Source organism: Fulvivirga lutimaris (assembly GCF_009711525.1).
GTDB lineage: Bacteria > Bacteroidota > Bacteroidia > Cytophagales > Cyclobacteriaceae > Fulvivirga > Fulvivirga lutimaris.
Genome location: NZ_SMLV01000280.1, coordinates 1 through 10320, shown reverse-complemented (window position 1 = coordinate 10320; position 10320 = coordinate 1). Strand labels below are relative to the sequence as shown.

The 10320-nt window shown below is 35.8% G+C and carries 9 protein-coding genes; 7 read left to right on the top strand and 2 right to left on the bottom strand.

Annotated features, from left to right (window positions below; translation table 11 throughout):
• Positions 1-34 precede the first annotated feature (34 nt).
• Positions 35-628 (top strand): hypothetical protein, encoded by a 594-nt coding sequence (locus tag E1140_RS04635; RefSeq protein ID WP_155179531.1) that lies wholly within the window; start codon positions 35-37, stop codon positions 626-628.
• Between the two features lie 49 nt (positions 629-677).
• Here E1140_RS04635 and E1140_RS04630 read toward each other — a convergent pair whose 3' ends face one another.
• Both E1140_RS04630 and E1140_RS04625 read right to left on the bottom strand, forming a co-directional pair.
• The gene (locus tag E1140_RS04630) at positions 678-1841 is read right to left on the bottom strand and encodes a hypothetical protein (protein ID WP_155179529.1); all 1164 of its coding nucleotides are present in this window, start codon (positions 1839-1841) and stop codon (positions 678-680) included.
• Positions 1842-1859: 18 nt separating this feature from the next.
• On the bottom strand, positions 1860-4409 hold the full coding sequence (locus E1140_RS04625) for a TonB-dependent receptor (protein WP_221412632.1): 2550 nt from the start codon (positions 4407-4409) through the stop codon (positions 1860-1862).
• 224 nt (positions 4410-4633) lie between these two features.
• Between E1140_RS04625 and E1140_RS04620 the strand changes: the two genes are divergently transcribed.
• From E1140_RS04620 to E1140_RS04595, 6 genes are all read left to right on the top strand, one after another.
• A complete protein-coding gene (locus E1140_RS04620; RefSeq protein WP_155179527.1) occupies positions 4634-7195 on the top strand; it encodes a M14 metallopeptidase family protein in 2562 nt (853 codons plus the stop codon).
• 104 nt (positions 7196-7299) lie between these two features.
• On the top strand, positions 7300-7698 hold the full coding sequence (locus E1140_RS04615) for a DUF4783 domain-containing protein (protein ID WP_155179525.1): 399 nt from the start codon (positions 7300-7302) through the stop codon (positions 7696-7698).
• A 62-nt stretch (positions 7699-7760) separates the two neighbouring features.
• Complete coding sequence (gene nadC / locus E1140_RS04610) at positions 7761-8618, top strand: carboxylating nicotinate-nucleotide diphosphorylase (protein ID WP_155179523.1); 858 nt, start codon at positions 7761-7763, stop codon at positions 8616-8618.
• Between the two features lie 102 nt (positions 8619-8720).
• The gene (locus tag E1140_RS04605) at positions 8721-9194 is read left to right on the top strand and encodes a YcxB family protein (protein ID WP_155179521.1); all 474 of its coding nucleotides are present in this window, start codon (positions 8721-8723) and stop codon (positions 9192-9194) included.
• A gap of 3 nt (positions 9195-9197) precedes the next feature.
• Positions 9198-9680 (top strand): regulatory protein RecX, encoded by a 483-nt coding sequence (locus E1140_RS04600; protein ID WP_155179519.1) that lies wholly within the window; start codon positions 9198-9200, stop codon positions 9678-9680.
• A 98-nt stretch (positions 9681-9778) separates the two neighbouring features.
• Positions 9779-10234 (top strand): YHS domain-containing (seleno)protein, encoded by a 456-nt coding sequence (locus tag E1140_RS04595; RefSeq protein ID WP_155179517.1) that lies wholly within the window; start codon positions 9779-9781, stop codon positions 10232-10234.
• Positions 10235-10320: the final 86 nt, after the last annotated feature.

The window sequence follows — 10320 nt, the reverse complement described above, 5'->3', positions numbered from 1 at the left end:
ACGATATATTTGATTTAACTGTTATCAAACTGCTATGCGTTTATTTTCCATTATAATATTGGCCTTTTTAGTTTTCCCAAGCCTAACATTTGCCCAAAAGTTTAATAACGATAATACTAAATATTTTGGGGTGGCTATTCTTGATAACAAAACCACAAAAAAAGGGAAATTTAAATATCATCAAGGCTCAGAATCGATACATTTTAATGACGGAACAACACTAAATGCTAACCAAACCCTTTATTTCCAGTACTATGATGATGAACAAAAACTTAACCACTATTACTTTTCTTTAAAGAATAAAAATGGTGAACTAGGCTTTTATGAGCTTCTACTGAACGGAAAAATACTTTTATACAAAAAGGATATCCTGGTGGAAAAAAATCATATTGATACTCACCAAACATTGATAACCATGAATATGGGACACATTATTGAGCCCAAGCTGTATTATATAGACAATGATACTATTCAACCTCTGGAGCTCTTTGAGCAGGACATCCTTCCCAAAATGAAGGGCAAAATGGAGCAGGTAAGTCAGTACATTGTTTTAAATCAGCTAAACATGAATTTCTTAGCTGATCAAATTACTATTATCGATTATTTCAATGAAATACAGGAGCAATAAAAAAGGGAGCTATTTATAGCTCCCTTTCTACATATTTAATTTCTAATTCTTACTCAGTCACTTCAACATATTCTCCACTTGCATCTAGAATAAATAAAGCTTCTAGATCACCAGCAGGATAAGTATTGTAAGTCACCAAATATTTCTGCCCAACTTCAGCATCCCCAAAGTTCAGTTTAAGAACGAAAGCAATGGCTTCAATAACTTCTTCTCTTGACCACTGAGTTCCAAAGTTTCCAAAAGTTCTTAAGTTGTCCCTTGCCGCGGCATTTCCTAATCCATTTGCCTCGTCACCAGCTACTGCAAAATCAGCAGCAGTGAATGTATACTTGATAGTATTATCAGGCACCCAGGTAGTTCCATCATGACCAAAGCTTAAAGTTTCAGCAGTTGTTTGGAAGTAATCATTATAAAGTAGCCACTCTCCATTACTAAATATAAACAACCCTACGTCCGGTACGTTTGGCAAACCAGAACCACCATCTGTAAATCTGTCATCAAAATTATATTGCACAACTAAAGTCTCACCTTCCTCAACAAATAAAGATCTGTTCTCATTTAAGTAAACAGGTATTCTCTCTCTGCCTTCACTTGCTGTACTAAAATCAATTCCACTCTCATTAAAGAAATCTCCATACGCTTCATCAGGCAAGATAAATGCATATTGCCATCCGTAAGCTACTGTGTAAACAACTCTTGATACAACATCAGTCTCCGTGAAACTACCATTATAGTAATCATGAGTTACATCCATATATCGTCCATCTCCAGCATCAGGATTTTTGAATTGAGCGTACTTAGGAAGGTCATTAGAAAGATCATCAAAATTTCCAAAGTTATATCCTAATTCTTCATACTCAGCATCTGACACAGTATACTGAAAATAATCTCTTCTTAAATCAGGAGAACTGCCATTGTAGAAATCATAAGTAACTGCGGCTGTAGACCCTTTACCTAAAGCAGGAAATACAGTATTTAGTATAACAGGAATACCTTCCTTCACATCATCTTCACTACTGAAGTTTCCAAATCCAGAGCATTCACACACCTCGTCAGAAATATCATAATCATCATCTGTAAGTGTGTATACAAGATCCTTTACGTCAACTCTTTGTTGCTTAATCTCATCAATATCGTCCTCTAAAGGATCACATGCTGTTGATAACATTGCTACTGCAGCAAGCATTATCATATATACTTTAATATTTTTCATCTTTGTGATTTTTTAAAATTAGAATTGAACTTTTAAACCAAGATTCCAGGTTCTGCCAAATCCATAATAAACTCTTGCAGTCTGAGCATCATTATTCGCACCATCATTGGCATCTGCAACATACTGCGTATCAGCAAGGTTATATACATTACCATATAACGAAGCTTTGAATCCAGAGATTTCGAATTTGTAAGTAACATTCAAATCAACCAATCCATATGCTGGAACTTGCCAAGCATCAACATTTTGCTCGATAGAAGTTCTTCCGAGTGGATCATATTGAGCATAAAGGTTGTCATAGTAGTTATAGTCAAAACCTACTGAAAAACCTTCAAGTAAGGTGTAGTTAAAACCTAAAGCAGCTGTAGTTTGAGCTGAATTACCTACTCTCAAATCTTCAATAAAAACATTAATAGGATCACCTATAGGATTATTATTTTCATCTTCAACTGTAACGTTCTCAACATTATTTACCCATCTCCAGTCACCAAGAGATAGCATACCAGTTAAACTTAAGTTATTATTAACTTTGAAAATACCATCCAATTCTATTCCCTGATGCAAAGCATTAATTCCAGAGATGTTGGCAAATATTTGATTGCCGCTTGGAGAAGTTCTGGCAGTTGTAAATGCTCTGTTGTCCCACTGTGTACGGTAAACATTAACATTCGCAGTCAGTCTGTCCTTTCTTAATCCATAGCCTATCTCAGCACTAAATATCTCCTCATTAATCGCATCTGGGTTTGAGTTATTTGAAGTTCTGCTTGTAAAAACATTTCTATAAAAAGGTGCTTTTGAGAAATATCCAATGTTTGCATATACATTATGATTTCTATCAAGACGATAAGTCGCACCACCTTTTACTTGGTATCCAAAAAAGTTAATAGCATCTGTTTCGACACCATCTCCAGAATGGATATTATTGAAGTATTCAATTTGCTTGTAAGAAGTATTAGATAGAGAAAGTGACAAGAAAGTAGAAAGTTTGTCCATGTCATACTCTACTTGAGCAAATGCACCTGTCCAACCTACTTTTCCATCATAATTATAGTTGTACTTATCTCCTACTCTTAATATTCTGTTAGGATTGTTGTCATCATCATTATTTACAATGTAGTCACCTCCTAATAGGTCAGTCACTTCATAAAAATGTGATCCTGTGTATGATCTCAAATCTAAACCAGCCATTAGTGTCAAATTATCACTTAACTCATGACTTAAAGTAGAAAGTGCCCCGTACCAGATATGGTCATTTCTTGAAGCACGCTGCCAGGCTAAAGCCTCACCTGATTGGTTGGCTTCATTTAAATCAACTAATGCGTCAATATTAAGCGTTCCATATTCACCTCCAACTCTGTCAAATGCAGGACCCCAGTCACCACCAGTTCCTCCACCACCACCAGTTCCAGTAGAGAAGTATAAAGCAGTAGAGACATCTGTTTTAGGACTGATTGTCCAGTAATGATTTAATGACATTTGAGGTTTGTGGTAGAAGTTATCCTCAACATTCACCACCTGACCATTTTTATATCCCCAGTCACCATTGTATTTTATTCCTCTGTCACTTTCTTCGAATTCAGCAAGAGATCTTTGATTCTGACGCTGACCATGTCTTTGTTTAGCACCAACAGCTGTAAATGTTACTTCATGAGCATCATTTATTTGTTTAGCTATATTTAGGAAGTAAGAAAAACCTAAAGCTTCAGTTCCATCTACGTATCCGTCTTGTTGGATTTTAGCACCTGAAGCAGTAAATGCCCAGCCATTATCGGTTAAGCCTGAAGAGATAGAGAAACCTACCTTAGAATATGCATCATTTCCAGTACCTACATAGAGAGAAGCTCCTTTTTTACGATCTGAAGCTTTTGACAAAATGTTGATAGTACCACCAATTGAAGGAACAGCAACTTTAGAAGCACCTAATCCTCTTTGAACCTGAACACTTGTAGCTGCATCTGCGAGTCCAGCCCAGTTTGACCAGTAAACATTACCGTTTTCCATGTCATTAACTGGAATACCGTTGATCATTACAGCAACATTCTCATCATTAAATCCTCTTATATTGATTCTACCGTCTCCAAATCCACCCCCAGATTTAGTAGCGAATACACCTGGAGTAGATTTTAATATTTCAGGAAATTCCTGACTTCCTATTTTAGACTCAATTTGTACTGCTTTTACAGTTGATAACGCTACTGGAGTTTTTCTATCCACAGCAACAGAAGCTATCACCATAATTTCATCCAACCCCACAGCAGCTGAAACCATTGTAATTTCTCCAAGGTTAGTATCAGAATTTCCAACCTCTCGAACCACATCTTCAAATCCAATAAATGAAATCTTTAATGTAAAAGCCTCAGAAGGAGCATTCAATTTAAAATTTCCATCAAAATCAGTGATGGTACCATTGGTAGTACCAGCAACTAATACATTAGCCCCAATTAAAGGCTCACCAGAATCACCATCAATTACGGTACCGCTGATCGTTCTTTCCTGAGCAAAAGCAGAAAGTGAAATCATGAGACCGAAAGTCATGGACAATAAACTTTTCAGTAAAATTTGTTTCATAATTAATTTAGTTAGATTAATTCACTCTTTGTTTGTTAAAATTAAAACAATTTGTTTTTAATACCTATGTAAGGAAGGATAGAAAAACACCGCAAAATAAATACTTTCACCTTCTTATTTAAAGTCTTTTAGCATTACTTTATTGTTAAGAAATAAACCCCTTTAAATAACAGTCTCAACCTTTTTTGTTTAATTAGAAGTCAGACTTAAACATCTTCAAGAATATGATCAGATACTTTACCCTTTTCATTAGCATTTTAAGCTTTTCCACCACATATGGACAGGTAGATATTACTTATTATTTACCGGCCAATACCACATATAACAGTAACATCCCAGCTCCGAAAGATGTTATTGGTCATGAGGTTGGAGAATGGCATATAAGTCATGATAGGCTGGTTAATTATATGTATGCTGTGGCCGAAGCTTCGGACAGAATTACTATTCAGCAAATTGGCGAGACCTTTGAGAATCGACCGCTTCTCAATTTAATTATATCCTCTCCTGATAATCACCAAAATTTAGAAAAAATCAAGGCTGAGCATCAGAAATTAAGCGATCCAACTCAGTCAGGAGCTGTTGATATCAACAGTATGCCAGCAGTAACCTACATGGGGTACAGCATTCATGGTAATGAACCAAGTGGATCAAACGCATCGTTGCTAGCTGTTTACTACTTGGCTGCTGCACAGGGAGATTACATTGAAAAAATACTTAAAGAAACGGTAATCATTTTAGACCCAAGTTTCAATCCTGATGGGCTGAATAGATTCGCCAGTTATGTAAATGCAAACAAGAGCTATCAAAACAATGTTGATCCAAACAATATGGAGCTCAATGAGCCATGGCCACGAGGAAGAACTAATCATTATTGGTTTGATCTAAACAGAGATTGGCTGGTGGCTCAACTTCCAGAATCTCAAGCCAGGGTAAAAGTTTTCCAGGAGTGGAAACCAAACTTATTAACTGACCATCACGAAATGGGTAGCAATAATTCATTTTTCTTTCAGCCTGGGATCCCATCAAGAAATAACCCTCTAACCCCGAAAAATAATTATGCATTAACAAGAAAGCTGGGCGAATATCATGCTAAAGCTCTGGATGAAATAGGCTCGATGTATTATACACATGAGAGCTATGATGACTTTTACTATGGCAAGGGCTCTACTTATCCTGATATAAATGGTGCGGTTGGAATCCTATTTGAACAGGCTAGCTCCAGAGGTCATGCCAGAGAGACTGTGAATGGAGTTCTGAAATTCCCTTTTTCAATTAGAAATCAGTTTACAGCTACATTATCTTCTTTAAAAGGACTTAATGAATTAAGAGCAGAGTTTCTTCAACTACAGAAAGACTTTTATGTCAATGCTTTAAACGAATCAAAATCATCCTCGAACAAGGCAGTTGTTTTTGCTTCCGAAGACAAGTATAAAAACTATCACTTAGCAGAACTTATTGATCGTCATAAAATAGAGATTTATCAAGCCAAGAATAACACCACAATCAACGGTAAGTCTTACAGCGCTGATGAAACCTTTATTGTTCCTATGGAGCAGCCAAAGCACAAATTGATTCGTGCCATATTTGATAAGACTACCACTTTTCAAGACAGTCTGTTTTATGATGTTTCTGCGTGGACACTGCCGCTGGCTTTTAATGTAAATTATCAAACACTAAGTGCCAAATCATACAGCTCAGGACAGTTGGGGGATAAGTTTAGCCCTTCGGCAAAACCAAAAGGAAATTTAATTGGAGAGCCTTCAAAATATGCCTATGCATTTGAATGGCACGGTTACTATGCGCCAAAAATGCTTAACCTGCTTCTGAAAAATGGCTTTAAGGCAAAGGTAGCTTCTGAGGAGTTTAATAACGTGGGTAGAAAGTTTTCGAGGGGTACGATCCTAATTCCTGTTGAAATGCAGAACAAACCAGCTGCTATGATTTCAGAGTATCTAAAAACTCTGGCAGCTGAAAACGGAGTTGATGTATATGCTTTGAAAACTGGGCTTGATTATCAGGGTGTGAGCTTAGGAAGCCCATCATTTATTAATGTTGAGAAGCCAAATATAATTCTTTTGGTTGGTGATGGAACTAGCAGCTATGATGCTGGAGAGATTTGGCATCTGTTCGATCAAAGATTTGATATTAATGTAACGCTTATGCCTACAGACATTTTTGATAGAGCTGATCTTGATAAGTACAATACACTCATTATGGCTGATGGTTCTTATAGTTCTATATCAACATCAGGAGCTGAAAAATTGAAAAATTGGGTTAGAGAAGGTGGCTCTATTGTAGCAGCACAAAATGCTTTGAAATATCTAAATAAAATAGGTGTGGGCAAGTTCAAATTTGCAAAAACTGATAAACTAGATTCTCTAAAGAACAAACCTTACAAGGACATAGATGAGTTTTTTGGAGCTCAGGAAATTGGTGGAGCAATATTTGAAACAACAATTGATCTTACAAATCCATTGTTTTACGGTTATGAAAGTAATAAACTTCCCGTTTTCAGAAATTCAGAAGACTTTCTGGAAAAATCAACTGGCGGTTTTTCGAACCCAATGGTTTACACGTCTAACCCTTTATTAAGTGGATATATCTCGGAGGAAAACCTTGAAAAGCTTAAAAATACATCTGGCGTGGGTATGAATGTCTATGGTCGAGGTCGAGTTATTGGCTTTACAGATGACTTAAATTTCAGAGCCTTCTGGTATGGCACTAATAAAGTGTTTTTAAATGCCATATTCTTCGGCCGTGAGCTTGAGAGACAATCTGGCAGGTAAATTATTTAGACGAAATTGTAAAGCAACTAATTAAATGGTAATTTCAATTTTCAAATTATAAATTGGCATAATTTTGGACGCAGAAAGGATAATTAATTTATAATATGAATCCGATTTCAAAATACATCTGGACACTAATGATTCTATTTACTGCTAACACTATCGTGTTTGGCCAAGGAGAGATTATTGACGATGTAAAAAATGCCATTAAAACAGGGAGTTCTAAAGAATTGACAAAATTCTTGAACAACAATGTTGATGTAACGATAGACGGGAACGTTGAAAGTTACAGTAAAACACAGGCGGAGTTTGCACTTAGAGATTTCTTTAAGAACAATCCTCCAAGTAGTTTCACTATTGTTCACCAAGGATCGTCTAAAGGCGGACTTCCTTATGCTATTGGTCAATATTTGACTAATAATGAAACATATCGTGTTTGGATGAGAATTAAACAGACTGATGGTCGATATCTTATTCACGAGATTAGTTTCATAAAAGAGTAATAAATAGACACTTACATATAAAGCACTGGTTAAAAAATCAGTGCTTTTTTTATTTTTGTTCAATGGCTTTAGAATACCTTACAAAAAAAGCGCTGGATCAGTTTATTAAAGCAGCGATTAAAGAAGATGTTGGCGATGGTGACCACTCTGCTTTAGCATGCATCCCTGAAAATCAGGAAAGTAAAGCTCAGCTTCTAATTAAAGATGAAGGCATACTAGCTGGAGTAGATATGGCAAAAAATATCTTCTCCACATATGACCCTAATTTAAAGATTGAAACCTTCATGAAAGATGGAGATACCATGCAAAAAGGAGATGTGGCCTTTAAAGTATATGGGTCTGCTAGATCAATTCTAACCAGCGAAAGGTTAGTACTTAATTGCATGCAAAGAATGAGTGGGATTGCAACTTACACTGATTATTTAATGACCCTGATTAGCGGTAGCAAAGCTCAACTTTTAGATACTCGTAAGACAACACCTAATTTTAGAATTGCTGAAAAATGGGCAGTTTCCATTGGTGGTGGTACAAATCACAGGTTTGGTTTGTATGACATGGTTATGTTAAAAGATAACCACATTGACTATGCCGGAAGCATTGCTAAAGCCATTAAAGCCACTAAGACTTATCTTAAAAAGAATAATAAGGAGTTGAAAATTGAAGTGGAGACACGAAATCTTGATGAAGTAAGACAAGTTATAGATGCAGGGGGCATTGATGTTATTATGCTTGACAATATGATGCCATCAGTAATGAAAGAAGCAGTAGCCATGATAAAAGGTCAGTACAAAACAGAAGCAAGTGGTGGTATAACTGAAAAGAATATTCGTGAGGTGGCAGAATGTGGTATTGATTTCATATCCGTGGGAGCACTGACGCATTCTGTCAAAAGCAAAGACATGAGTCTAAAGGCATTTTAAATTCAACTAAACTGTAAATTTTATTAAGCTCTAAATATTAATAAACCATAATGGGTTAAGTTTGCAGTTCTTTAAGAACAGAACACAAATTACAAGAAAGCAATGAATGTAAAGACAAAGAAATATAAGTTGGAAAGTGGGACTTACATCAAACTGGCCTTAAAAAATGTATTAAAACAACAATGGTGGGTTTCTCTTATAGTACTTGCTATCTGCTTAGGTTATTTATGGATTGATAACATCTGGTGGTTCATTGGTGCAGGTATCGGTGCTGTGTTATATATATTATTTTGGTTAATACAATTTGCGGGAGTAACACAACTAGAACAAACAAAAATGCTTTTTGAGAAATTGGCTTATGAAATTACCAGCCAGCAGATTCTTATTAAGCTTAACGCCAAGCAAGGAATGCCTATCAAATGGGATCAGATAAAAAGAGGCCATATTGGCAAAGACTATATCCTGTTAACTGTAAACAAAGCACAATTAATACACCTGCCTTTTAGGATTTTCAACTCTGACAATGAAAGGAAATTTGTCGAAAGCATTTTAAAGAGAAAAGGGCTGGTAAAATAACCCATGTTTGAAGACGATTATCAGAAGCCTAAAAAAGTATTCTCGCGAAAGGAAGCTAAGTTAAAGGCAGCTGATTATTGTGCATATCAGGAACGATCACAGCAAGAGGTTAGAGATAAACTCTACTCTTACGGGCTTCATTACAATGATGTAGAAGAAGTAATTAGTGAACTAATCACTGAAAATTTTATTAATGAGGAGCGGTTTGCTAAGGCTTATGCTGGTGGTAAATTCAGGATGAAAAAATGGGGTAGGCTAAAAATTCTACAAGGGTTAAAGCAGCATCGTATTTCAGAATATTGTATTAAAAAAGGCTTGCTTGAAATTTCGGAAGGTGATTATCTTGATACCATTGAGCACCTAATAGACAAAAAACGAAACTCTCTTAGTATTGAGAATGAGTTTGTAGCAAATCAAAAAATAGTTTCCTATCTCCATCAAAAAGGGTTTGAGCCAAACCTTATCTGGGATATTTTACGTAAATAGTGTGTTGCCAAATATTGTATGGCGGCCGACAAAACGTAAAATACGCGCAACCTATTTGCCATCATGCAGTTAGATGCTTTAAACCTAAATCTTTGATCATGAAGGCAGTATTAATATTTCTCACACTTTGCGCGGCTCATAATTTACTTGCTCAAGATGAATCAACAAGGCTAAAAAACTATAATGTAAAAAAGGCTTTAGCCATTGATGGATATGATCCGGTAAGTTATTTTGAAGGGCAACCATTAGAAGGGAACTCAGATATTAGTTCAAAATTTAAAGGAATAACCTATTATTTTGCTTCTAAGGCTAATAAATCCAAGTTTGATAAAGCTCCTGCTTCATATGAACCCCAATACGGTGGTTGGTGTGCTTATGCTATTGGTGACTCTGGCGAAAAAGTGAAGGTTGATCCTGAAACATTTAAAATTATAGATGGTAAGCTTTATTTATTCTACAATTTCTGGGGGACCAATACGCTGGAACTATGGAATGAAAAAGAAAATGAATTGCACAAAAAGGCTGATGAGAATTGGAAAAAAATTGGTCAATAGGCAATTTTAATGGGGTTCTTATAGATTCACCCAAAATACATTTTACTTATATTTGCAACAATGAATTTAAATGAAGCATGTAAAGA

Excerpts from the sequence above, each read along its gene's own strand:
- E1140_RS04635 (WP_155179531.1), top strand. The coding sequence starts at position 35 with ATGCGTTTATTTTCCATTATAATATTGGCCTTTTTAGTTTTCCCAAGC.
- E1140_RS04630 (WP_155179529.1), bottom strand. The coding sequence starts at position 1,841 with ATGAAAAATATTAAAGTATATATGATAATGCTTGCTGCAGTAGCAATG.
- E1140_RS04625 (WP_221412632.1), bottom strand. The coding sequence starts at position 4,409 with ATGAAACAAATTTTACTGAAAAGTTTATTGTCCATGACTTTCGGTCTC.
- E1140_RS04620 (WP_155179527.1), top strand. The coding sequence starts at position 4,634 with ATGATCAGATACTTTACCCTTTTCATTAGCATTTTAAGCTTTTCCACC.
- E1140_RS04615 (WP_155179525.1), top strand. The coding sequence starts at position 7,300 with ATGAATCCGATTTCAAAATACATCTGGACACTAATGATTCTATTTACT.
- nadC (WP_155179523.1), top strand. The coding sequence starts at position 7,761 with ATGGCTTTAGAATACCTTACAAAAAAAGCGCTGGATCAGTTTATTAAA.
- E1140_RS04605 (WP_155179521.1), top strand. The coding sequence starts at position 8,721 with ATGAATGTAAAGACAAAGAAATATAAGTTGGAAAGTGGGACTTACATC.
- E1140_RS04600 (WP_155179519.1), top strand. The coding sequence starts at position 9,198 with ATGTTTGAAGACGATTATCAGAAGCCTAAAAAAGTATTCTCGCGAAAG.
- E1140_RS04595 (WP_155179517.1), top strand. The coding sequence starts at position 9,779 with ATGAAGGCAGTATTAATATTTCTCACACTTTGCGCGGCTCATAATTTA.